The sequence below is a fragment of the Halomonas organivorans genome (assembly GCF_014192055.1).
Classification (GTDB): Bacteria; Pseudomonadota; Gammaproteobacteria; order Pseudomonadales; family Halomonadaceae; genus Halomonas; species Halomonas organivorans.
The window spans coordinates 129,341-153,211 of sequence record NZ_JACHXM010000007.1 but is presented as its reverse complement, the minus strand read 5'-3'; the positions used below and the strand labels follow the sequence as shown (position 1 = coordinate 153,211).

The window sequence follows — 23,871 nt, the reverse complement described above, 5'->3', positions numbered from 1 at the left end:
GCACTGGGTGTTGCCGATTATGCTACGTATGGCCCAAGAAGCTCTTACGTTCGATGACGTATTACTCGTTCCCGGCTATTCGGAGGTCCTGCCCAAGGACGTCAGCCTCCGGACACGCCTGACCCGCGACCTATACCTCAACATCCCGCTCCTCTCCGCCGCCATGGACACCGTGACCGAGGCCCGCCTGGCCATCGCGATGGCGCAGGAAGGCGGCATCGGCATCATCCACAAGAGCATGACCATCGCCCAGCAGGCTGCCGAGGTGCGCAAGGTCAAGAAGCACGAGAGCGTGATCGTGAAGGACCCGGTCACCGTCGGGGCCAAGGCCAAGCTGGCCGACCTGCTGGCCATGGCCCGCGAGCACGGCTTCTCCGGCTTCCCGGTGGTGGAGGGCGAGACCCTGGTGGGCATCGTCACCGAGCGTGACATGCGCTTCCAGCCCAACCACGGCGACAGCGTGGCCGACATCATGACCCCGCGCGAGAAGCTGGTCACCGTGGCCGAGGGCACTGCGCTCGACGTGATCAAGGGCAAGATGCAGGAGCACCGCGTCGAGAAGATGCTGGTAGTGGACGACGAGTTCCGCCTGCGCGGCCTGGTCACCTTCCAGGACATCGAGAAGGCCCGCACCTTCCCGAACGCCGCCAAGGACAGCGACGGCCGCCTGCTGGTCGGCGCCGCCGTGGGCACCGGCCCCGAGACGCCGGACCGCATCGCTGCCCTGGCCGAAGCCGGCGTCGATGCCATCATCGTCGACACCGCCCACGGCCACTCCCGCGGCGTGATCGATCGCGTGGCCTGGGTCAAGGAGCACTTCCCGCAGATCCAGGTGATCGGCGGCAACATCGCCACCGCCGAGGCCGCCAAGGCGCTGGCCGAGGCCGGCGCCGACGGCGTCAAGGTCGGCATCGGCCCCGGCTCCATCTGCACCACCCGCGTCGTCGCCGGCGTCGGCGTGCCGCAGATCACCGCCGTCTCCAACGTCGCCGCGGCGCTCAAGGCCTACGACATCCCGCTGATCGCCGACGGCGGCGTGCGCTACTCCGGCGACCTGGCCAAGGCCATCGCGGCCGGCGCCAGCGCGGTGATGGTCGGCGGCCTGCTGGCCGGCACCGAGGAAGCCCCGGGCGAGGTCGAGCTCTACCAGGGCCGCACCTACAAGGCCTACCGCGGCATGGGTTCCATGGGCGCCATGTCCCAGACCCAGGGCTCCAGCGACCGCTACTTCCAGGACAAGGAAGCCGGCGTCGAGAAGCTGGTACCGGAAGGCATCGAAGGCCGCGTGCCCTACAAGGGCCTGATGGGCGCCATCGTCCACCAGATGATGGGCGGCCTGCGCGCCTCCATGGGCTACACCGGCTGCGCCAGCATCGAGGAGATGCGCACCAAGCCGGAGTTCGTGAAGATCACCGGCGCCGGCTTCAACGAGTCCCACGTTCACGACGTGCAGATCACCAAGGAAGCCCCGAACTACCGCGCGGGTTAACCCAAGCTTGAAGCCGGAAGCTTGAAGCTGGAAGTGCGCCCTGGGCCGCTTCCAGCTTTTCGCTTCCGGCCCGCGAAATTCGCCATCCGTTTTGCCCGCCTCGCATAGGAAAGGCCAGATGACCGACATTCACGCCCACAAGATCCTGATCCTCGACTTCGGCTCCCAGTACACCCAGCTGATCGCCCGCCGGGTCCGCGAGATCGGGGTCTACTCCGAGATCCGCGCCTTCGACATCACCGAGGAAGAGATCCGCGAGTACGCTCCCAACGGCATCATCCTCGCCGGCGGCCCGGAGTCCGTCACCGAGCTGGGCTCGCCCCGCGCGCCGAAGTGCGTGTTCGAGCTGGGCCTGCCGGTGCTCGGCATCTGCTACGGCATGCAGACCATGGCCGAGCAGCTCGGCGGCGCCGTGGAAGGCTCTAACAAGCGCGAGTTCGGCTACGCCCAGGTGCGCCTCGACGTCGAGACCGCGCTGTTCAAGGACATCTCCGACCACATCGACCACGACACCGGTCGTAGCCTGCTCGACGTGTGGATGAGCCACGGCGACAAGGTCGCCCAAGTGCCGGCCGAGTTCAGCGTGACCGCCTCCACCCCGAGCTGCCCGATCGCCGCCATGGCCTGGGAAGAGAAGCGCTTCTTCGGCGTGCAGTTCCACCCCGAGGTGACCCACACCCTGCAGGGCCAGCGCATCCTCGAGCACTTCGTGCTGGATATCTGCCAGAGCGAGCGCAACTGGACCCCGGCCCAGATCATCGAGGACCAGATCGCCCGCGTGCGCGAGCAGGTCGGCGACCGCCACGTGCTGCTCGGCCTCTCCGGCGGCGTGGACTCCTCAGTGGTCGCGGCGCTGCTGCACAAGGCCATCGGCGACCAGCTGACCTGCGTGTTCGTCGACAACGGCTTGTTGCGCAAGGACGAAGGCAACCAGGTGATGGAGACCTTCTCTCAGCACATGGGCGTGCGCGTCATCCGCTCCGACGCCGAAGACCTGTTCCTCGGCAAGCTCGAGGGCGTGGCCGACCCGGAAGACAAGCGCAAGATCATCGGCAACACCTTCATCGACGTGTTCGACGAGCAGGCCGCCAAGATCGACGGCGTGGACTTCCTCGCCCAGGGCACCATCTACCCGGACGTGATCGAGTCCGCCGCCGCCAAGACCGGCAAGGCCCACGTCATCAAGTCGCACCACAACGTCGGCGGCCTGCCCGAGACCATGAAGCTCAAGCTGGTCGAGCCGCTGCGCGAGCTGTTCAAGGACGAGGTGCGCAAGCTCGGCGTCGAGCTCGGCTTGCCCTACGATATGGTCTACCGCCACCCCTTCCCGGGGCCGGGCCTGGGCGTGCGCATCCTCGGCGAGGTGAAGAAGGAATACGCCGACATCCTGCGCGAGGCCGACGCCATCTTCATCGAGGAGCTGCACAACGCCGGCTGGTACCACAAGACCAGCCAGGCCTTCGCCGTCTTCCTGCCGGTGAAGTCCGTGGGCGTGGTCGGCGACGGCCGCCGCTACGAGTGGGTCATCGCCCTGCGCGCCGTGGAGACCATCGACTTCATGACCGCCCGCTGGGCGCACCTGCCCTACGAGCTGCTGGAGAAGGTCTCCAACCGCATCATCAACGAGCTCTCCGGCGTCTCCCGCGTCACCTACGACGTGAGTAGCAAGCCGCCCGCCACCATCGAGTGGGAGTGATCGCCAGGGCAGGGCGGACGAGCGCCGCCTAGCCCCTAAGCATCACCCGCGTCATACGAAAGCCTGCCGCTATCGGCAGGCTTTTTTGTTGCCGAACGTAATCTGGCTAAGGTTAACTAGGCTTCAGCCGCGGAGGCAGTGGCCGATAGACAGGAGCACGAGAGCACAGCGCGAAGGGAGTCGCAGGGAAAGGATGTGATCCCCGGGCGGCAGCGTGTCTTTCTGCGATCACTCGAGGGATTCCGAGCCCAGAAGGGCTACCCCATGCCCTGGCGGATAGCCCTACCCGTATTAGGCTGCCGGCACGATGATTGGTGTTATGACGCCTAAGTACGATTGGTTTTCATTTAAATCAGTAGGTTAGGTCTTAGATGTCGGGTCCCGTGTGATTGACTACCCGCTTGGTAAATAACTCAGGACGCTTGGTCTGCCATTCCTTCATCACCGCAATCGGTGATTGATGGTGCAGCGCCTTCTGCGGGATGTGGTGATTGTACAGCCAGGTGTAACGTTTGAGCGTCTGCTTCAGGTCCTCGCCTGAGGTATAGCGCCGAGTCGCCAGCACGTCGCCTATACGGCCGTTGAAGCGCTCCACCATGCCGTTTGTCTGCGGCCTTCCCGGCTTGATCAGACGGTGCTCGATACCAAGGACCTGGCACTCTTGGTCGAACGGGTGGCGGCCGCTGGGCTTGCGCTCACCCGCCCGCGTGAAGCGATCGGTGAACGACTTGCCGTTGTCGGTCAGTACCGTCTGGACCTTGAAGGGAGCCTTGTCCTCCACCCGCCTCATGAACGCCCGCGCATCCTTCGCGGACTGGCTGCGTCTCACCTCCAGATGGACCCAGCGCGTGGCGCGATCGATGGCGACGTACAGGTAGCGTTTTTGCTCCTCGTCGGGCATCTGGGGCAGGTGCTTGATGTCGATGTGCACGTAGCCCGGCTCATAGTCTTTGAAGGGCTTGTGCCGGAGCTTCTCATCATCGCCCGCGTCCCGTCGAGCCAGCTCTGCCAGAGTCGGCACCTCGCGCCGCTTGAGCATGCGATGCAGACCAGAACGCGACAAGCCAGGATTGAGGAACTCACGTGCAACGACGAGCAGATCATCCAGGCCGAGGCGCAGGAATTCGCGCGCCGCGATCAGCACCTCTTCCTGTTCGGAAGTGAGCGTAGCCAGCAGGTTGTGACGCGTGTGCGGTCGGTCCTGGACATCGTCACGGTACCGCCAGCGCCGGATGGTCGCGACGGCGACGCCGTACTGGCGTGCCAGCTCGCTGTCGCTGATGCTGGAAGGCGCTGCCTGGATCTCGGCCCGGATCTTCGGTGTGGTGGTTGCCTGTTTATGTAGCTTGATGTCCATATCCTTGCTCCCGGATGAACTGCTGAAGAAGCTCCTTGGCGGCCAGCAAAGGATAACTCCTATAGCTCATCTGATCATCCGGGACCCTACACTTAGACAGAGTGCGGTATAACACGAATGAACGTGCCGGCGCGTTCAGGTGGATAAACGCGCCGGCTATCTAATACCTGTTAGAAGACAGGGGTAAGCTATGTATGAAAAAGTTAATCCGTTTGATAAAAATAACAAAGAAAGAATATATAACCTTCTTATTTTAAAAGGCGAGGCTCTCATAAAAGGGGATTCTTTAGCCTTGAAACAAGGAGCCTGTGAAGGCCAAAATTACAGTAATTTTTTCACAGCGATGTCAAACCAAATCGACTTACTTCTCGTGTACTTTATTAACGATGAGATTTCTGCATCTCTGCATGAGCGAGGCCCTCTTTCAGCACTAAGAGATGAAGTCATAGCTGATTTTTACAAAGATGAGGACTTCAAAAGGTTGGAGTTCGCAAAACAAGATTTGTTTGAACTTTTTGATGCAAGAACCGACTTCATCATTGGATCTAATTTCTTTGATTTTAAAGTTAATACCTTTTCCACGTTTGAGCATTATGTTGATGAGTTATATGAAGAGCTAACCCAAGTAGAGCCAAGAAGTAACAAAAAAGAAATTGAGCTTGTTAAGCTAATTGAGAAATACTCTTCTGAGCAGGACAAAGAAAAAAAGAAAGGCACACTTGAAAAAATAAAAAGAGTGAGCTTTTATGTTTCAAGTGCGGAAAAGATAAGCTACGTATTATCTAAGTGCAAAATGGATAAACAGGAATGTTCAGAGTTAAAAGCATTTCTGGATTACTATAGAAGTCAAAGAAATACAGTGCACAACCTAGGTATTCACAAAGGGAAATCAAAATCTATAGAGGTTGATGGTATTGAAATAAAACTTGATGAAAACAATCCTTCATACACTGAAAATCATAATTCGGCAATATTTGCTTGCCGTAAACTTATGGATATATATGAAATCATGCTCGCAACTGTTCGAGGAATAACTGTTTTCTAGCGTTTCTAACAAGCGCATCAAGAACGGACGCAAAAAGCTTGGCTTGCGCTCATTCTTCGCTAATTATAGCCAAGCCTTTTTGCGCCGCTTATGCGGGCGTTAGTCACAGTCGAGTAAATATGGGATTCATGGAAAAATTTTTGGAAGAGAGCTACAAAGAATTTGAAGCCTTGGCCGATACAGTTTGGAAGCTGAACTCTTCAATAGACGACTTATATGAGGAAGAAAAAGCCAAACTCACGACTTATTTTCCAAATGATCCGGATTTACAGGCTATGAGGTGGAGCCACGAAGGTTATATACTGGATCAAGTGATCCCCAAGGCTCTGAACTACTCGTTAATAGTTTTTCTCTACATTGAGCTTGAAACTCGACTCATGAAGTTGTGTAATTATTTATGTGATAATCGAGAACTTCCGGTTAAGCCCAATGAGTTGAAAGGTCAAGGAGTAATAAGATATCTGAAATATATCGAGTCATTTTTTAATGTTCCTATCGATGAAGTTTCGGGGATTGAGGATGTTAGATCTCTCGGACATTTAAGAAATTGTATAGTTCATACCAATGGCTTTGTTAATCACTCATCAAACAGAAAGGCAATACATCATATTGTTAATCAAGGGAGGTACCTAACTAAAGATCGTAGGGATTTACGATCTGGCGAACTTGCGCTAATCAAGTTGGAAGAAACAGAAGACGGTGCAAAGCTAAAATTTGATTTTCACTATCCATTTATGCTCTGCGGTTATCTTCAGAGGTTTATACTTTCCTTAGTAAGAACCATAATTAATGACTAACAAGTGCAGGCACGGCGACGCCCATTTCATTGTGCCTTCGGCTCCATACCATGGGCGCGCATGCTGCATGCGTTATAACTCACAGAACTAGGAAGCAACTATGCCATCTGCTGCAAGAGCCAACCTGACAAGTCGCTTAGCCGATATCAACCAACTTCTCGAAGCACATAAGGCGATTACCAAGTTCAAACGTGCCGAAGCTGCTGCTCAACAGGCCGGTGGAGCATTGGCTGATGTCAGCCGTGTCTTTGATGCGTTGGTGACCGATCCGGGGCCAGGAAAGCCAAAAGAAGTAGATGCTATAAATCGAGCTGCATTTGTCCTTCTGTGTTCACATTTACAGGGCTTTATCGATGACCTGCACCGTGAAGCAGCAAATATTGTTTTAAACGGCAAAGTTCAGGATGTCGGAAAAACGATTAAACTGATAAAGCCTCGGAATGCCAACCCCCACGTAGAGGTTATAGAAACCATGTTTTCTGGCTTGGGTATCTACGACCTAATGCAGAGCGTTCGCTGGCAAAAATGCTCCAATAGCACAGTCCGAGAAAGGCTTAGAAGGTATATTGAAGATCGCAATAAGATCGCACACGGAGCCCAGGTTGGGGTATCCAAAGATAAGGTCGAGCGGTTCAAGAAATACGTTGAGACACTAGCCGATAAGCTAGATGAATCAGTCGCTCAGAAAATTCAAGGATTGGTAGGTAACAGGCCATGGTGAGTTATAACAATAGCTTCAACCTGACCGGCTTTTCCGCTGGCGCTCCAAAGCCGGCCGGGTAAGCTGGGCATTATACGCCGATGAAACTGTTGTACACATTTGTTTTGAAAAATCGAATCGTTTTATCATTTATGATTTTTCATAAAAGAATATAAGGAGCTGAAAAGGTATGAGCGGAGGACAAACCAAAAATGCTGCGTTAACCACCGCCTTTGCCTTTCATTACCAAGTGTTGATTGGCTTAGATAAGTGCTTTTCACTCGAAGAAGCCCAATCAGTTTGGTTTGAAAAAGACGGTGATGTAAGCCTGATTGCTCCAGATGCTGTGGCTTCGACTCAAACCGAAGTCAAAGACTATGCGACTCCGCTTACTGACCACCACGAGAACCTCTGGAAAACACTCAAGAACTGGTTGGCTCCAGAATTTAACCATACCCAATATGGTGTTTTGGTGCTGCATACCACTCAGGCTTTTGGTGCAACCACCCGACTAAAGGATTGGAATGAACAATCTGTTGAGCAACGTTTGGCTGTGCTACAGGCCATTTTTGCCGAGCGTACTGATGAGCAGCTTAATACTAAAAAGCCATCTGAAATCATAAAAATACAGAAAGCAGTGATGGCTTGTGATGAGGCTTTGCTAAAAAGTGTACTTGACAAAGTTGCCTTGTTTACCGTAGCCGATAACGCTCAAGCACTAGAAAAACAGATTCTTGCTAAACCTGTTGGCATTCCGAAGAATAACTTAAGCAGTTACCTTCATGGCTTAGTTGGATTTGTATATTCTCAGGCAACGCAGCAATCATGGAGCATTAGCCAGCAGGCTTTCGCAGAGAAGTGTGAAGAGTTAACAGCACTTCTTTGTAAAAAGGAATTCACTTTTCCTGTATTTTCAGGATATGAGGCGTCGGAGCTTGAAGTTGAACTACATCAAGACCGACCTTTCGTCCAAAAAATAGCTGAAATAGATCATCACGAGATGATCCCTGATGCTGTAGGCAACTGGTTAGAACTGCAAAACTCTCTTCTAGAGCAGCTTGATGAATACCCCTTATATAAGGATAAAACGGTAACCTATCAGAACCAACTTGTAAGAAAATATAAGCTGGCATATTCGAGTGCTCAACTTGAAGCAATCGATGCCATTAAGAGCTCAAAGCTACTGTACAACAAAACCATGCAAGAACAGCCGCTAAACATGGGCAATGATATTCCGCCGATTGAGTACAAAAATGGTTTGATCCACGATGCTATGGACGATGACGAGCGAGATTTGAAATGGAGGGTTGAGCCATGAGCAGTATTGTCGACGCTCTATACGAATTAAAGTATAACCCGTTTGAGTATGGGCCATATCTTGCCTCATTTTATGCACATTTGGATGAGTCAGAAAACAATTTTTTGCTTGCTCAGCTGGCAATCCCTCTGTGCAGCCATTCCATATATAGCCATAAGCTTCTGAACTCAAATAAGCGTAGCTCAATTTGGACAGTATTCGACGATAGGACAAAACTCTACGACCTTCAGGAACGCATTGACGGGTTTCAAGCCCTAACAGAGCAGTGTATTCAATATTGTTTAATCAATGACTGGCTATCGGTTAATGAGCAATTGCTATCCCTTAGTAAAGGAGATGAGAATGACTCTGTTTTCACCCATCAAAAAAGTGCTGAAAAATTAGGGCGATTATTTAGTGGTCGCTCAGTAGTCGAGATTTATGCGTTTTTAGGAGTGAAACCGCGATGAAAACACTTATTCATGAAATTGGTGTAATTGATAAAAAAGGAGTCAAACACCCTGTTAGTTTTAAGTCTGGGCTTAATGTCGTTACTGGTAAGTCATCGACAGGTAAAAGCGCCTTAATTGAGATCTTTGATTATTGCTTTGGCAGTGGTGAAAACACCATCCCCAAAGGCGTTATTACCAACAGTGCTGCCATATACTATGTGGCGCTTTCGGTTAATGAGCAAGATATGGTGATTGCGCGTGATCCCGAAATTTCTACAAAAGCTTTTTTTCGTCGTATCGAGATATTCAACACAACAGAAATTGATCGGGAATACTTCAATGCCAGTTATTTTCGCCCACTGGACGAGTATAAAAAGCACTTAAGAGACTTTTTCTTAGATATAGATGATGTCGATGAGTCTTTGGTTGCAAAAGCCTATAGAGGGAATCGAAAAGCACCTACACCATCTGTTCGTAGCTTTTCATCGTTCTTGCTTCAACATCAAAACCTTGTTGCTAATAAACATGCATTATTTTATCGGTTCGACGAGAAGGAAAAGCGAGATCAAGCTATTGAGCATACGAAGATCTTTTTAGGGCTTGTCGATCAAAAGTTCTTTCACCTATCACAAGAAAAGGAACGGCTAAGTGCAGAGGCACGACGTTTAGATCGCCAAAAAGAAACCAACAAGCGTACGTCAGAAAGTTACAAACAAAAAGTCGGCCCAGTTCTAAGCCAACTCTACGCCTTGATGGGTTTTAAGGATGAACCGCTGTCATTAGACAAGGTGCTTCGCCATCCGCAAGATGCCAAAGACCAGCTTGACGGTATCATAATTGCTGAGAAAATTAATCATAATTCAGATGCTATAACTCAACGTTACGATCAGCTGAAACTGGCTCGCAATCAAAAAACTGCTGAACTAAGAAAGTTGCAGCGTCAAGCTTCATCAATTAATAAGCATATTCAAGAAGAAGAGCGATTTGTTGATAACGTAAACCAGTTTAGCTCTCCTAAGAATGTACATATCTCAGCTTCCGTATGCCCGTTTTGCCTTAAGGAACAGGACAGCTTGCGACAAAGTGCTGAAAAACTTCAACAAGCCATCACTAAAGTATCGGGAAACCTTGCTCAAGCTCGCCCGATGAAAGCAAAGTTTGAATCCTCTTTGGTTGAAGTGAAGCGTTCTACAGAGTCTGTAAGCAGAGCGCTGACTGAGCTCAACCAACAAATTTCTGAAATTGAGAAAGCAAATAAGCAGTTAACAGAGAAAAAGAGCCTGTATGAAAGCATTATTATGCAAAAAGCAAAGCTATTTTCGCTTCTTGACACCCTCAATATGGGCGACGATGCAGAGCTTGAAAAGGAAATCAAAGAAATAAAAAAACAACTCAATGGTATTAGTAAAGACCTTAAGAAGTACAATGTACAAAAAGGCTTGGATGACGCATCGGATAAAGTAAATGAATACATGGCTGATATCGGCAAGCATTTCGAGTTTGAAAAGAGCTACCAGCCCATTGATCTACGTTTTTCTTTTGAAACATTCGATTTATATCACTTGCAGGGCGATGAAAAAATCTATTTGCGGTCAATGGGTAGCGGTGCAAATTGGCTATACTGCCACGTCACGTTGTTCTTAGCATTGCATAAGTATTTTGCTGAGCTAGGCGATAAATGTGCCATCCCATCAATACTGTTTCTAGATCAGCCGACGCAAGTGTATTTTCCTAACTTTAACCGCGATACTTCTGAGAGCTTCGATGAGCAAAAGAGTCAGGAATCCGAGCAGCGAACAGAAAAAGAAAGACCCGTTGATGAAGATATCAAAGCCGTTGAAAACCTATTCAGCCGACTTTCGATTTACTGCAATGAACTTAAGTTGAAAAACGGCTTTAGTCCACAAATCATCGTGACAGACCATGCGGATAACTTGACGTTGTCTAATGGAGTGTTGTTCGAGTCTTTGGTTCATGGTAATAGGTGGCGCACTCGCGGCTTGATTCATCCTATTCAAGAATAATTAGAAGCTAAGGATCGTATGTGTCGGGTCCCGTGTGATTGACCACCCGCTTGGTAAATAACTCAGGACGCCTAGGTGTATGGTCCCGGGAAGTAGTGGGCAGGGTCTTCATGGAATCTCTCGGGGTCATCCTGCCAGCGGTCAAGAATGAACCCAATGGGCGTTTTTCCCTTGAGCGCCCGAAGCGGGCGAGCACTGTTATACGCCCAGAGATAGTCCTTTAGATGGGCGCTCAGCTCGCCCAAGGTGGCGTAATGAAAGCTGCGGACGGTCGCTTCCTTGATGGTGCGATTCATCCGTTCCACCTGCCCGTTGGTCCATGGATGGAACGGACGTGTCAATCGATGCTCGATGCCATGCCGATGGCAGACCACATCAAACCTATGCGGCTTGTAGGATTCCGTCCCCGGGCGCTTGGCAAACTGCGAGCCGTTATCTGTCAGCACGGTGTGAACCCGATACGGCAGCTGTTGCAGCGTGTCTTCGAGGAACTCAGCCGCCTGCTTCCGCTGTGCCTGGCGATTGAGCCGGGCATGCACAAACTTGGAGGTGCGGTCGACGGCCACGAACAGATACGCCTTGCCCTCCCCGGTGCGGATCTCGCAGATGTCCATATGCAGGTAGCCAATCGGGTAGTGTTTGAAGGACGGCTTGTCCACCATCGCCTCATCGGTCTGACGAGGTAGCTGGCTGATGCCGTGGCGCACATACAGCCGATGCAGGCTGGAGCGCGTCAGATGAGGGATAAAGCGCTGGAGCGCAAAGAGGCAGTCATCCAGGGCGAGCCAGGTGGTGCGCCGAAAGGTGATCGCTGCGGCCTCCTCAAGGTCCGATAAGGAAGTAGAGCTTGGCTGCTTGGGGCCCATGCGCTCATCTTCCACGGAACTGCGGCGCTGCCACTTGCGCACCGTTTTGGGATTGAGATTGTAACGGCGGCTCAGCTCCGCGACCGAAGCTGACGATCGCTGTATGTCTTTTCGGATGGCGTGCGTGGTCTTGGCGCGTTGATGAAGTACTTGAGCCATGGATCCTCCTCGGACAATGGTTCGTACCATGGACCATTACACTCCGGGACTAAACACCTAGCTACTGGCGAGTCGCTGGCGAAGCTTGGGAAGTCCTCGAGCTACCGGCGGCAGGCGGGTCGCCATGATCAGGGCGGATGCGGTGGCGTACAGGGTCCATTCCACAAGGTCGGCGCGCACTACCCAGAGAAAGTGCAGGAGGATCAGTCCCAGGATGGGATAGGCAAGCTTGTGCAGCGGCTTCCAGCGCTTGCCGAGCTTTCGCATCGCCCAGCGGTTCGAGGTCGCGCCTAGGGCCGCCAGCCCGGTCAGGGCGAGCATTCCGACGATGATGTAGGGGCGCTTGACCAGCTCGCTGCCGAGCATCGCCCAGTCGAGCCCGAGGATGAACAGCGCATAGCTGAGCAGGTGCAGGCTGGCGTAGGCCAGCGTCCAGAGGCCGAGCTGCCGCCGAATCAGCGCAAAGCCCTTCCAGCGGGTGAGTTTGGTCAGCGGCGTCAGGCTCAGGGTGAGCAGCAGCATCCACAGCCCGCCCAGGCCGATATTCAGCAGCAGGTAGCGCCCCGGTTCGGGGCCGGCGGCGTTGTTGGCGACCTGCCAGCCCCACAGCAGCAGGGGCGTCAGCGCCGCCAGGAACACGCCGCCGCGCCAGAGCCGCCATTTGCCCTGCGCCGTCATCAGAAGTGCTCCCGCAGATCCATGCCCGCGTATAGCGCGGCCACCTCGTCGGCGTAGCCGTTGAACATCCGCGTATCGATGGTGTTGGGGCTGAACAGGCTGTTGGGCAGGCGCCGTTCGCTGGCCTGGCTCCAGCGGGGGGGGTCGACCTGTGGATTGACGTTGGCGTAGAAGCCGTATTCCTCCGGGGCGATCCGCTGCCAGGAGTTGATCGGCTGCTCCTCCACCAGCGAGATGTGCACGATCGACTTGATGCTCTTGAAGCCGTACTTCCACGGCACTACCAGCCGCAGCGGCGCGCCGTTCTGGTTGGGCAGCTCACGGCCGTACATGCCGAGGGCCAGCAGCGTCAGCGGGTGCAGGGCCTCGTCCAGGCGCAGCCCCTCCACGTAGGGCCAGTCGATCAGCGAGAACGACGAGCGCTGCCCGGGCATCTGTTCGGGGTCGACCAGGGTCTTGAAGCGCACGTAGCGGGCCTTGCCGGTCGGCTCGGCGCGCTTGATGACCTCCGCAAGGGGAATGCCCAGCCAGGGAATCACCATCGACCACGCCTCGACGCAGCGCAGGCGATAGATGCGCTCCTCGAAGCGGGAGGGACGGGCGAGGTCCTCCAGGTCGAAGCGGCCACCGTTGTTCACCTCACCGTCGATCACCACGCTCCACGGCTGGGTCTCGAGGTCGCCAGCGAGGCGGGCCGGGTCGGACTTGCCGGTGCCGAACTCGTAGAAGTTGTTGTAGCCGCTGGCGTCATCGAACGGGGCAATCGCGTCCTTCTCGGGGTCGGCCGGCACGATGGCGCGCCGGCGGGAGGCATCGAGCTTTGCCTTGAGCCAGGCGGGGGCGTCGCCGTCGGGGACGTCCGAATAGTCGGCGTTTGCTCGGGCCCGGCCGGACAGGGCGAGCCCCGCCCCCAGGCCGGCCATGCCGCCCATGAAGCGGCGGCGCGAGAGGTAGACGGATTCCGGTGTCACATCGGATTCGCGCAGATCGCTGGGCTTGGCGATGTTGATCAGCATGTGATGCCTCCACTGGCGGTGGACGTTGACGCGGCGATGTACGGCAGCGTGACACCATGGCCTCGTCAAACCGCTGACGGCAGGATGACAGCTTTGTCATGTGGAACGAGGGGCAGGCCCTGACGATTCCTGGCCGTTGGCTGACTGTCAGACAACCATGAAAAGCATGGGCGGTGTGCCTGCTAAGCTACGCAGTTAGTGTGCTTTCGACGGCGGAGGAGACGATGGCCTTCCACAATCCAGATCCGAAGATGCGGGCGGTGGAGCAGCGCAATGCCCGATTGCGAGCCGATCTGTTTGCCAAGCTGTTCGGCGGTGCGTGGCGTGGGCTTCGCCAGGGTGCTCGGCGGCTGTCGAGGGGGCGATACCGGCGACGTCACCATCGGCCGCGGCGTTGACCAACGGCCAACCTTTGCCTCTGCGCATCGTGTGAAACGAGGGACAGACCCTGGTTATCTCCAGAACCCGCCGATCGGCGGGTTTTTTTATGCCTGCTAGTCCCTCACGTCGCGGGTAACGCCTCACGCCGAGGGTGGGGCGATTGTCCATCCCTATGGACAGACGTGGCAGGTTTCGCGTCTTCTGCCCGCGGTGGCGGTCCCCTAGCATCGGTGGCCATCAACGACGCAAGAGGCCGAACCGATGAGCAAGCCCGAGTTTTTCGTGACCCCCGGCTATGGGGAGAAGGCACTGGACCTGCTGTACTACTCGCAGGCGGTGAGGGTCGACAACCGCGTGGAGATTTCCGGGCAGGGCGGCTGGAATGACGACTTCGAGATACCGGCCTCGCTGGTGGAGGAGATCGAGCAGGCGTTCCGCAACGTCGAGCGCACCCTCGCCACCGCCTGCGCCGGCTGGGAGCACGTCATCCACGTCAACTCCTACCATGTCGGCGGCTTTCCGCCGGAGGTGAACGAGACGATGACCCGGCTCTACCGGCACTACATGCCGCACCAGGCACCGATCTGGACGCAGACCGGCGTCGAGGCGCTGGGCCTGCCGACGATGCGGGTCGAGATTCGCGTGACGGCGATCATTCCCTGAGGGCGGTGAAGCGCCGCGCGGCAGGCTCACCGGGCGGGCGGCGCCTCTCCGAAGGTCGCCAGCAGCCACTCGATGAACACCCTCAGCCGGGCGGTCTGGTGGCGGTTGGGCGGGTAGAGGAGGTGGAACGGCATGCGCGAACGCTGCCATTCCGCCAGCACCGGCACCAGCTCGCCGGCATCGAGGTGCGGCTGCACGCAGCGCCGGAAGTGCTGCCCGACGCCGAGCCCGGCGAGCAGCATCGCCATCAGGCCGTTGCCGTCGTTGGCGGCGTAGTCGCTCTCGCTCATCGTGAAGCGCTCGTCTCCCCGCGCGAACTCCAGCGGGATCGGCCTGCCCGTGGCGGCGATGAAGTAGCCGAGCCGCGTGTGGTCGGTGGCGAGCGCGCTGGGATGCGTCGGCGTTCCCCGTTGTTCGAGGTAGCCCGGCGCCGCGCAGGTCACGTACTCCAGTTCGAGGAGGTGGCGCCCGACCATCGACATCTCGTCGAGCCGGCCGGCGCGAATCACGCAGTCCACGCCTTCGCCGACGATGTTTACCGCCCGGTCGCTGATGCCCAGCGCTACGCTGATGTCGGGGTACTCGCGCTGGAAGGCGGGCAGGGCCGGTATCAGCAGGCTGGTCGCGAAGGTGGAGGGGGCATCGATGCGCAGGTGGCCGCTGGGCTTGCCCTGGCTGCCGCGCATGTCGCCGTCCAGCGCATCCAGCTCGCGGATCAACTTTGCGGCGCGCGGGTAGTAGGCCAGCCCGTCCGCCGTGGCGGCGACCGCGCGGGTGGTGCGATTGAGCAGCTTGAGGCCGAGATGGCGCTCCAGGTCGGAGACCAGCTTGCTCGCCGTCGAGCGCGGCAGCGCCAGGTGATTCGCGGCCTGGCTGAAGGAGCCCGTTTCGACGACGCGCACGAAGGCCCGCATGGCGAGGAGTTGGTTCAATGTGGCCGGTCCCTGTCGCGGTGGGTACGGCAATGATGGCAGATCGGAAAGCCTGGCGTCGCGACGAGGCCGAGCGACGGCGGGTTCTTTTGCCTCGCGCCTGATCGTCCGGCTACTCTGCTCAATTCGATTCTGCTGATCTTGCTCAGGAGCCCCACCATGCCGACCCTCTCACGCCGCCAGGTCCTCGGGACCATGACCGCCGCCGGTGCCATGCTCGCCGCGGGCCAGCCGGCGTTCGCCTCCACGTCCACCTCGACCACTTCCGCCGCCACTACCGACCTCGACCAGCAACTGGCGGAGCTGGAGCGCGCGGAAGACGACCGCGTGGGCGTGGCGCTGATGAACGTCGCCACCGGCGCGGTGGCGAGCCATCGCGGCCATGAACGGTTCCTGTTCAACAGCACCGGCAAGTTCTTCATCGCCGCGGCGGTGCTGGCCCGGGTGGACGAAGGCAGCGAGACGCTGGATCGCCGGATCGTGGTCGAGGAGGGCGACCTCGTTGGTTGGACGCCGATCACCGAGACGCGCCTGGGCGAGCCCGGCCTGACCGTCGCCGAGCTGTGCCAGGCGGCGGTGGCCTGGAGCGACAACACGGCGGCGAATGCGCTGATCGAGAGCGTTGGCGGGCCCGAGGCGGTCACCGCCTATCTGCGTTCCATCGGCGACGAGACCACCCGGCTGGACCGCATTGAGCCCGGCCTGAACACCCACGATCACGAGGGCGACGAGCGCGATACCACCACCCCGCTGGCGATGATGGCGACCCTGCGCACCCTGCTGCTGGGCGATGCCCTGTCGGCGAAGTCGCGGCACCAGCTCGCGTCCTGGATGATCGAAGGCAAGGTTGGCGACGCCCGGCTGCGCGCCGGCATGCCGTCGTCGTGGCTGGTCGGCGAGAAGACCGGCACCAACGGCGTGGGCAACGCCAGCGATATCGGAATCGGCTGGCCGGGCGATCGTGGCGCGGTCATCGCCGTCGCCTATACCTACATGCCCAGCGCCACCAAGACGCAGCGCGACGAGACCATCGCCGCCGTCGGAAGGCTGGCCGCCCACGTATAATGTCGCTCCATAGCGCGCCATCGGGCATGGCTCGATGGCGCGACCGTGAACACAGCAGCGGCATGAGAGCGTCATGAATCGCGGAACGAATGCAGGAACGGAAGGGGATGGCCGCCCAATGAGCACTACATCATTCGAGGCGCTGGCCTGCCCGCTCGACGGCGACCCGCTTCAGCGTCGCGACGGCGCCTGGCGCTGTGCGGCCGGCCACAGCTTCGATATCGCCCGCCAGGGCTACGTACACCTGCTGCCGGTGCAGAACAAGCGCTCCCGCGATCCCGGCGACAGCAAGGCGATGGTGGCGGCGCGGCGGCGCTTTCTCGAGGCCGGCCACTATCGTCCCATCGCCGAGGCGGTGAGCCGCGCCGTGCTGGAAGGGGCTTCCGCCGTCGGCACGCTTAGCTGCCTGGATGCCGGCTGCGGCGAGGGCTTCTATCTACGAGAGCTCGCCGAGTTGGCGGAATCGCAGGACGAGGCGCCTACGCTTTCCCTGCTGGGCGTGGATATCTCCAAGTGGGCGGTGCTGGCCGCCGCCAAGCGCGAGAAGGCCGCCACCTGGGTGGTGGGCACCAACGCCCACCTGCCGGTGCAGTCGGAAAGCCTGGACCGCGTGCTTTGCCTGTTCGGTTTCCCCGTCTACCCGGAGTTCGCCCGCGTGCTGAAGCCGGGCGGCGAGCTGCTGATGGTCGAGGCCGGGCCGGATCACCTGCGCGAGCTTCGCGAGATCATCTATCCGAGCGTGAAGCCGCCCCGCGAAGACGACGAGGCCGCGCCGGAAGGCTTCACACGGCACTCTGGCGAGACGCTGCGCTATGCCATCGCGCTCGAGGGCGCCGAGCCCATCGCCGACCTGCTGGCGATGACGCCGCACCTGCACCGCGCCAGCGCCGAAGGGCGCGAGAGGGCCGCGGCGCTGACCTCGCTTGCCCTCACCGTGGACGTACGGCTGACACGGCTGGTGCGCAAATGAGGGTGTTGTCCTTGATCTTCGTGGGAGTTCTTCTGCGCGATTCAGTGGCCGGGCCCCAGGCGCCGGACGAAGGGCGCTCCCGCCAAGTCTCGGGGCTTCTAGCTGGTCTTCGTGGGAGCCCAAGTCATTGGGCGAAAGGCGCCGCTAGGCGCCCGGGGGTGAGTCGAAGGGTCGCAGTTGATAGGGCGCTAATGGATTTTCATGCTAGCGTATGCGGCACCCACTCATCTCCGGCCCTCGTCGTGTCTCCCCTGGCGGGGCCGCCAAGCGGACATCGAAGATGCGCCAACCCGCAACGAACAAGCCCCTGCGTCGTCCCCGCCGGCTGCGCCAGTCGCCGGCCATTCGTGACCTGGTCCGGGAGCACGATGTTTCCCTGAACGACCTGATCCACCCGATCTTCATCGAGGAAGGCATCGATGAGCCCAAGGAGGTGTCCGCCATGCCGGGCATCGTTCGCTACCCGGAGGCCATGGTCGAGCAGGAGATCCGCGAGCTCGCCGAGCTGGGCGTGCGCTACGTGATGCCGTTCGGCATCTCGCGCCACAAGGACGCGCTGGGCAGCGACACCTGGAACGGCGAGGGCCTGCTGGTGCGGATGATCCGCGCCATCAAGCGGGCCTGCCCGGAAATGGTCGTCATCCCGGATATCTGCTTCTGCGAATACACCAGCCACGGCCACTGCGGCGTGGTCGAGGACGGCCACGTCTGCAACGACGCCACGGTGGAGAACCTGGTGAAGCAGTGCATCACCGCGGCCGAGGCCGGCGCCGATATGCTCGCGCCCTCGGCGATGATGGACGGCCAGGTGCGCGCCATCCGCGAGGGCCTGGACGCCGCCGGCTACGAGCAGGTGGGCATCCTTGCTCACTCGGCGAAGTTTTCCTCGTCGTTCTACGGCCCCTTCCGCACCGCGGTGGACAGCGAGCTCGAGGGCGACCGCAAGGGCTACCAGATGGACATCGCCAACGGCCGCCAGGCGCTGGTCGAATGCCTGCTGGACGAGGAAGAGGGCGCCGACATCCTGATGGTCAAGCCGGGCACGCCCTACCTCGACGTGCTGGCCAACCTGCGCCGGCGCAGCGACCTGCCGCTGGCCTCCTATCAGGTCGGCGGCGAATACGCGGGCATCAAGTACGCCGCCATGGCCGGCGCGCTGGACGAGCGCGAGGTGGTCTTCGAGACCCTGGTGGGCTTCAAGCGCGCCGGCGCCGACCTGATCGTCAGCTACTACACCAGGCAGGTCGCGGAGTGGCTGGCGGGGAAATAACGCCACAACGCCCTGTCGTAGCGGCATGCCCGACCTCGTGGGCCACCACGTTCCCGATCGTGTATAACAGGACCGAGTGATCCTTGATGCAGGAGGCGGGCATGCCTGACGGAACGAGTCTGATCGGTTTTTCCCTCGTGGCGCTGGGAATGGTGCTGACGCCCGGCCCCAACATGATCTATCTGATTTCACGCTCGATCTGTCAGGGCCGGATGGCGGGGTTGATCTCGCTTTGCGGCGTGGCAATGGGCTTCGTCTTCTACATGCTCTGCGCCGCTTTCGGCATCACGGCGATCGTGCTGGCGGTTCCCTATGCCTACGATGCCCTGCGGATCGGGGGCGCCCTGTATCTGCTGTGGCTGGCATGGCAGGCGGTCAGGCCGGGGGGAGCGTCGCCCTTCCAGGTCAGGGAATTGCCGAAAGATGGCCGTTCCAGGCTGTTCCTCATGGGCCTTGTCACCAACCTGCTGAATCCCAAGATCGCCGTCATGTATCTCTCCCTGCTGCCGCAGTTCATCGAGCCGCAGCACGGTAGCGTACTGGCGCAGTCATTGGCGCTCGGGAGCCTTCAGATCATCGTCAGCCTCGGCGTGAATGCCCTGATCGTGGTCATGGCCGGTGCCATCGCCGGTTTTCTCGCCGGGCGCCCGGTGTGGTTAGCGATCCAGCGCTGGCTGATGGCGGGCGTGCTGGGTGGCCTGGCATACCGCATGGCGACGGAGGCGCGACGCTGACAGGTGAAATAGCGAGAGTGTTCTGCCATCCATGGCAAGGGTGAGCGAACGCCTTGAACGCATGAGGACAAAGGGAGTTGCCCGTGAAAAAGCTGGGAATCCTGGGCGGCGTCGGCTGGCCGTCCACCATCGAATATTATCGCTTGGTCTGCGAGGCGAGCCTGGCGTATCACCGCGGCCGCGAGTTCTCCGGCCCGACGCCGATGCCGGAAATCGTCATCGAATCCCTCGACATGAACTTCACCATCAACAACCGGGGAACGTCGGAGCCTGGCTCGTGGGATGTCTGGGATGCCTATTTTCATCGTGCGCTGCGGCGCCTGGAGGCGAGCGGCGCGGAGCTGATCGTTATCGCGAGCGTGACGCCCCATGCACGGCTGAAGGAAATATCCCACGGCATCGGGGTGCCGGTGCTCAGCGTCTATGAGGCCATCGGCAGGCAGTGCGCCGCGCAGGGCATCGAGAAGCTGCTGGTGCTCGGCACCCTGCCGACGATGACCTCTCCCGCCTTTCGCGCGGGGATGGCGCCGTTCGGGGTCGATGCCGTAGCTCCCTCGCGCCAGGCGCTCAAGGATGACGTCGCCGGCATCATCGGCAAGCTGTATCGCAACGAAGTCGAGGGTGCCGCCGAGGCCATCGAGCGGGTCGTCAGGGCCGCCGTCCCCGAACAGGAGCTCGCTGGCCTGGCCGTGTGCCTCGGATGCACCGAGCTACCCCTGGCGTTTCCCGAACACAACGGCGAACCGGACTTCCTCGCCAACGGCATTCGATACCTGAATTCGTCCGTCATGCATGCGACTGCCGCCTTTCAGGCCTGCGTCGACACGCCCTGATTCCTCAGGACCGAGGGCGGCCGGTCCGTGCCTCACACCGAGCAACAGGGGGCAGGTTCCAGGGACGGTGGCTATCTTCAGCGCTAGACGTCGATGAGGCGAAGCGGAGACCAGCGCGATGAAGATATTGATCAATATCGACGTGCCCGAACTGGCACCGGCCATTGCCTTTTACTGCACTGCCTTCGGCTTGGTGCTCGGTCGCGAGCTCGATGACGATGTCGCCGAGCTGACGGGGGCAGAGGCGAGGATCTACCTGCTCAGGCACGATAGCGGTTCACCCTGCGCGAAGGGCAGCGGGCAGCACCGGGATTACGCGAGGCACTGGACGCCCGTGCACTTCGATGTCGTGGTGGACGATATCGACCAGGCCACCGCGCGGGTGCTTGGCTGTGGCGCGGTCCAGGAGAGCGAGTGCGTCCACTGGCAAGGCTCGACGTGCGTCACGTTCTCCGATCCATTCGGCCACGGATTCTGCCTGATCGAATTCAGCGGAGAGGGCTATCGCGACGACCGCTCCTCATCTTGTTGACGTGGCAGATCGTTATTCGTGCCGGCGTGAATGCTCGGTTCAAGGTTCTGGCGGGTATCCCACATGGTGGGCGTTATCCTGACGTTCGCCGCACAGGCAAGGAGGCCACATGCCGACACAGGAAACGATCCCTACACTCAGGGCCGAGACGGCGCGGCTGCGCTTGCGGCCATTGTCACTGGATGATCTCGATGCGCTGGCCGAGATCCTCGGCGATCCGGCAGTGATGCAGCACTCCATTCGGGGTGTGCTCGACCGCGAGGCAGTGAGGGCGTTCATCGAGACCTGCCAGGCGTGTTACCGCCGCCATGGCACCGCACCGCTGGCGGTGGTCGACAAGGCCTCCGAGGAACTGGCGGGATTCTGTGGGGTGGGCATGGACCGCGTCGATGGCGACACCGAGGCCACCCTGGGCTATCGGCTGGCCAGGCGCTTCTGGCATCGCGGGCTGGCAGTGGAGGCCGCTCGGGCCGTGCTGGATGACGTCTTGCTCGCAGGACACTTCGCCTCGGTGGTGGCGCTTATCGAACCCGACCATCAGGCATCCATTCGCGTCGCAGAAAAGGTCGGCTTCGGCGATTTCCGCCTGCAGGAATACCATAATCGTCCGGTGCGCCTGTATCGCATGAACGCGGAGGAATGGTGCCGGCGACGGAGAGGCGCATCAATTCGTACTTCTGGTGTGACTGCCGGATATGAGGAGCCGTCCGCGAATGGGTAGCGAAACGCGTTTTTCATGCATGCGAGCGCCGCCTTTCAGGTCGTGTGTCGCGCCAAAGCCCACGTTTCCTCTCGATTCACTGTGCCTGGGCCGTCGCGAAAACCTGCTCGCGAAACCATCGATGAGCAGGGTCATCCTTCATGCGTGGATGCCACATGGCTTGTAGCTGGAAGCGTCCCACATCGAGAGGAGGAGGGAACAGGTCCAGCATGGCATCAAAGCGCTGCAGAAAACGGCTGGGCAAGGTACAGAGGTTGTCACTGCTCGCGAGAATGGTGGGTGCTAGCGCATAGCTCTGTATCGAGACGTTGACCCGACGCTTGTGGCCGAGTTCGTCGAGGACGCGGTCCACTTGGCCGGTGAATTCGCCGCCTTCGGCAGAGATCAAGAGATGATCGGCGGCGCAGAACTCTTCCATCGTGATCGCTTGGGATCCTCGTGGGTGTCCGCGTCGTTGAGCCGTAAGGAAGCTGTCAGAGAGAAGCATGCGGCCGATGAGTCCCTCATCTTCCGTTCTGGGTACGCCCACGAACATATCGATGTCGCCATGCTCGAGTGATTGCGCCAAGCTATCGGCATCGGGCAGCACGAATGCGACTCGAATATTCGGCGCCACTTTTTGCAAGGCAGGCACGAGGTCGGGGCCCAGAATGGCGGCGGGGTTGTCATGGGCGGCCACGACGAAGACGCGGTCGCTTTCGATGGGGTCGAAAGAGGGCGGCGGTCCCACGAAATCACGCAGATGGTCGAGCAGGCTGGGTAGCATAGCGCCCAGCTCTTCGGCACGCGGAGTCGGCGTCATGCCTCGTCCGGCAACGGGGACGAAGAGCTGGTCGCCGAACAATGCCCGCAGCCGCGTAAGGCGACTCGAGAGGGCCGGCTGCGTGATGCCCAGCCGTTCGGCAGCACGACTTACGTTGCGCGCCAGTATCAGGGCTTCAAAGGCCGTGAGCAGGCCGATGTCAATGTCGTTCAGGCGATCGGGCATGGTGGGTTCCGGGTCCTGGGACGTCAATGTGGAGGCTATCAATGGCAGTGATGAAAGTTATAACTCGCGTTGCTTTCTAAACAGGCGCTCCCGTCAATATATTGAGCGCGACATTCGGAAGAACACGAGAGGAATATTCATGTCTGCACGCTCTATCGCCATTTCCGCCGTCATGCTGGGAACGCTCAGCGTAAGTTCCGCGCTTGTCGCGTCGCCATCAATGGCGTTCGAACCTCCCGGTATCGTCCAGCAGGGAGCGGATGTCTATGCCTTGAAAGTGGGAGACGTGAGGGTCATGTCTCTCACGGATGGTACCGTGCCCCAGGACCTGCATGAGCTCTTGCGTGGAACGACGAACGAAAAGACCGATGCCCTGATCGCGCAAGCCTATCGTACCAATCCGGTCGAGGCATCGATCAATGCTTTCCTGTTTGAGTTGGCGGACCGGCTCGTTCTTGTCGACACGGGAGCCGGCGACCTGTTCGGGCCTGGCTATGGAGGAAAGTTGCTCGACAGCCTTCGTGCGGCAGGTTTCCAACCCGAGCAGATAACCGATATCTTGATCACTCATGTTCACTCTGATCATTCCGGTGGACTCACCAGGGATGGCCAAATCGTCTTTCCTAACGCCACCGTTCATGTCGGGGAGCCGGACGTCGACTTTTTCCTGGATCGCGAGAATGCGGCGCGTTCAGGCTATGATATCAAGTACTTCGATGAGGCCATCAAGACGCTGAAGCCTTATGTCGACGCCGGAAGGGTCGATACCTTCGGGCAGGAGACCGAGGTGATGCCTGGGCTGACGGCAAGTCTTCACCCGGGCCACACGCCGGGGAGCGCCTTCTATACGTTGGAGAGCCGGGGGCAAACGCTGACGTTCATCGGCGATATTGTCCACGTTGCGCCGGTCCAGTTCCCGGACCCATCGATCACGATCGTCTATGACGTCGATCCCGAGATGGCGGCCGAGGCTCGCTCGACGCAATTTTCGATCTTGGCACAACAGCATGACCTGGTCGCTGCGCCGCACCTCCCTTTCCCTGGCGTCGGCCATATTCAAGCCTTGGAGCAAGGCTATCGCTGGGTTCCCGTAGGCTATAACAACCGCGACACGACACAGGCGCCCTGAACAGGGTAGATGTCGGCCCGGCAGGGGGCATGTCGGGCCAAACCTCACGCTTTCGCCTAGGATGGGCGAACGTTCGA

General features: G+C 58.5%; 23 protein-coding genes. 17 read left to right on the top strand and 6 right to left on the bottom strand.

What is annotated here, in order from left to right; genetic code table 11:
• Positions 1–19: 19 nt before the first annotated feature.
• Together guaB and guaA are read left to right on the top strand one after the other, a co-directional pair.
• Positions 20–1,489, top strand: a complete 1,470-nt coding sequence (gene guaB, locus FHR96_RS09805) for an IMP dehydrogenase (RefSeq protein ID WP_183387491.1) — start codon at positions 20–22, stop codon at positions 1,487–1,489.
• Positions 1,490–1,607: 118 nt separating this feature from the next.
• Positions 1,608–3,185, top strand: a complete 1,578-nt coding sequence (gene guaA / locus FHR96_RS09800) for a glutamine-hydrolyzing GMP synthase (RefSeq protein ID WP_183387490.1) — start codon at positions 1,608–1,610, stop codon at positions 3,183–3,185.
• Between the two features lie 367 nt (positions 3,186–3,552).
• On the opposite strand, the gene FHR96_RS09795 is transcribed toward guaA, so the two are convergent.
• Positions 3,553–4,542: an IS481 family transposase gene (locus FHR96_RS09795; RefSeq protein ID WP_183387489.1), complete on the bottom strand. Its 990-nt coding sequence runs from the start codon at positions 4,540–4,542 to the stop codon at positions 3,553–3,555.
• A 190-nt stretch (positions 4,543–4,732) separates the two neighbouring features.
• Between FHR96_RS09795 and FHR96_RS09790 the strand changes: the two genes are divergently transcribed.
• From FHR96_RS09790 to FHR96_RS09765, 6 genes are all read left to right on the top strand, one after another.
• Positions 4,733–5,587 carry a hypothetical protein gene (locus FHR96_RS09790; RefSeq protein ID WP_183387488.1) on the top strand — a complete coding sequence of 285 codons (855 nt, stop codon included), beginning with the start codon at positions 4,733–4,735 and terminating at the stop codon, positions 5,585–5,587.
• Positions 5,588–5,706: 119 nt separating this feature from the next.
• Complete coding sequence (locus tag FHR96_RS09785; protein ID WP_183387487.1) at positions 5,707–6,384, top strand: hypothetical protein; 678 nt, start codon at positions 5,707–5,709, stop codon at positions 6,382–6,384.
• 100 nt (positions 6,385–6,484) lie between these two features.
• Positions 6,485–7,105: a HEPN domain-containing protein gene (locus tag FHR96_RS09780; protein ID WP_183387486.1), complete on the top strand. Its 621-nt coding sequence runs from the start codon at positions 6,485–6,487 to the stop codon at positions 7,103–7,105.
• Positions 7,106–7,274: 169 nt separating this feature from the next.
• Positions 7,275–8,402 carry a hypothetical protein gene (locus tag FHR96_RS09775; RefSeq protein ID WP_183387485.1) on the top strand — a complete coding sequence of 376 codons (1,128 nt, stop codon included), beginning with the start codon at positions 7,275–7,277 and terminating at the stop codon, positions 8,400–8,402.
• Positions 8,399–8,851: a three component ABC system middle component gene (locus tag FHR96_RS09770; protein ID WP_183387484.1), complete on the top strand. Its 453-nt coding sequence runs from the start codon at positions 8,399–8,401 to the stop codon at positions 8,849–8,851. The genes FHR96_RS09775 and FHR96_RS09770 overlap by 4 nt, the downstream gene beginning before the upstream one ends.
• Positions 8,848–10,857, top strand: a complete 2,010-nt coding sequence (locus FHR96_RS09765) for a DUF3732 domain-containing protein (RefSeq protein WP_183387483.1) — start codon at positions 8,848–8,850, stop codon at positions 10,855–10,857. Before FHR96_RS09770 ends, FHR96_RS09765 begins: the two co-directional genes overlap by 4 nt.
• Positions 10,858–10,928: 71 nt before the next feature.
• Here the strand turns inward: FHR96_RS09765 and FHR96_RS09760 are convergent, their stop codons facing one another.
• From FHR96_RS09760 to msrP, 3 genes are read right to left on the bottom strand one after another with little or no spacing between them, the layout of a single operon-like run.
• The gene (locus tag FHR96_RS09760) at positions 10,929–11,882 is read right to left on the bottom strand and encodes an IS481 family transposase (protein ID WP_183387482.1); all 954 of its coding nucleotides are present in this window, start codon (positions 11,880–11,882) and stop codon (positions 10,929–10,931) included.
• A gap of 57 nt (positions 11,883–11,939) precedes the next feature.
• Entirely contained in the window at positions 11,940–12,560 is a 621-nt protein-coding gene (gene msrQ / locus FHR96_RS09755; protein ID WP_183387481.1) for a protein-methionine-sulfoxide reductase heme-binding subunit MsrQ, read from the bottom strand.
• Positions 12,560–13,576, bottom strand: coding sequence for a protein-methionine-sulfoxide reductase catalytic subunit MsrP (gene msrP, locus FHR96_RS09750; RefSeq protein WP_183387480.1), 1,017 nt, complete (start codon positions 13,574–13,576; stop codon positions 12,560–12,562). Before msrP ends, msrQ begins: the two co-directional genes overlap by 1 nt.
• Positions 13,577–14,218: 642 nt before the next feature.
• Between msrP and FHR96_RS09745 the strand changes: the two genes are divergently transcribed.
• Complete coding sequence (locus FHR96_RS09745) at positions 14,219–14,620, top strand: RidA family protein (RefSeq protein WP_183387479.1); 402 nt, start codon at positions 14,219–14,221, stop codon at positions 14,618–14,620.
• Positions 14,621–14,646: 26 nt separating this feature from the next.
• Here FHR96_RS09745 and FHR96_RS09740 read toward each other — a convergent pair whose 3' ends face one another.
• The gene (locus FHR96_RS09740; protein ID WP_221195765.1) at positions 14,647–15,552 is read right to left on the bottom strand and encodes a LysR family transcriptional regulator; all 906 of its coding nucleotides are present in this window, start codon (positions 15,550–15,552) and stop codon (positions 14,647–14,649) included.
• Positions 15,553–15,711: 159 nt separating this feature from the next.
• Here FHR96_RS09740 and bla point away from each other — a divergent pair, with 159 nt between their 5' ends.
• The 7 genes from bla to FHR96_RS09705 all read left to right on the top strand — a co-directional run bounded on the left by bla (position 15,712) and on the right by FHR96_RS09705 (position 21,677).
• Entirely contained in the window at positions 15,712–16,617 is a 906-nt protein-coding gene (bla, locus tag FHR96_RS09735; RefSeq protein WP_183387478.1) for a class A beta-lactamase, read from the top strand.
• Positions 16,618–16,735: 118 nt separating this feature from the next.
• A complete protein-coding gene (locus FHR96_RS09730) occupies positions 16,736–17,587 on the top strand; it encodes a putative RNA methyltransferase (RefSeq protein ID WP_183387477.1) in 852 nt (283 codons plus the stop codon).
• Positions 17,588–17,867: 280 nt separating this feature from the next.
• Complete coding sequence (gene hemB / locus FHR96_RS09725; protein ID WP_183387476.1) at positions 17,868–18,857, top strand: porphobilinogen synthase; 990 nt, start codon at positions 17,868–17,870, stop codon at positions 18,855–18,857.
• 86 nt (positions 18,858–18,943) lie between these two features.
• Positions 18,944–19,591, top strand: a complete 648-nt coding sequence (locus FHR96_RS09720) for a LysE family translocator (protein WP_246392884.1) — start codon at positions 18,944–18,946, stop codon at positions 19,589–19,591.
• A gap of 83 nt (positions 19,592–19,674) precedes the next feature.
• Complete coding sequence (locus FHR96_RS09715) at positions 19,675–20,424, top strand: aspartate/glutamate racemase family protein (RefSeq protein ID WP_183387475.1); 750 nt, start codon at positions 19,675–19,677, stop codon at positions 20,422–20,424.
• A 118-nt stretch (positions 20,425–20,542) separates the two neighbouring features.
• Complete coding sequence (locus FHR96_RS09710) at positions 20,543–20,956, top strand: VOC family protein (protein ID WP_183387474.1); 414 nt, start codon at positions 20,543–20,545, stop codon at positions 20,954–20,956.
• Positions 20,957–21,065: 109 nt separating this feature from the next.
• A complete protein-coding gene (locus FHR96_RS09705; RefSeq protein WP_183387473.1) occupies positions 21,066–21,677 on the top strand; it encodes a GNAT family N-acetyltransferase in 612 nt (203 codons plus the stop codon).
• A 76-nt stretch (positions 21,678–21,753) separates the two neighbouring features.
• On the opposite strand, the gene FHR96_RS09700 is transcribed toward FHR96_RS09705, so the two are convergent.
• Positions 21,754–22,665 carry a LysR family transcriptional regulator gene (locus tag FHR96_RS09700; RefSeq protein WP_183387472.1) on the bottom strand — a complete coding sequence of 304 codons (912 nt, stop codon included), beginning with the start codon at positions 22,663–22,665 and terminating at the stop codon, positions 21,754–21,756.
• A gap of 139 nt (positions 22,666–22,804) precedes the next feature.
• On the opposite strand from FHR96_RS09700, the gene FHR96_RS09695 reads away from it, so the two are divergent.
• Positions 22,805–23,794, top strand: coding sequence for an MBL fold metallo-hydrolase (locus FHR96_RS09695; protein ID WP_183387471.1), 990 nt, complete (start codon positions 22,805–22,807; stop codon positions 23,792–23,794).
• Positions 23,795–23,871: the final 77 nt, after the last annotated feature.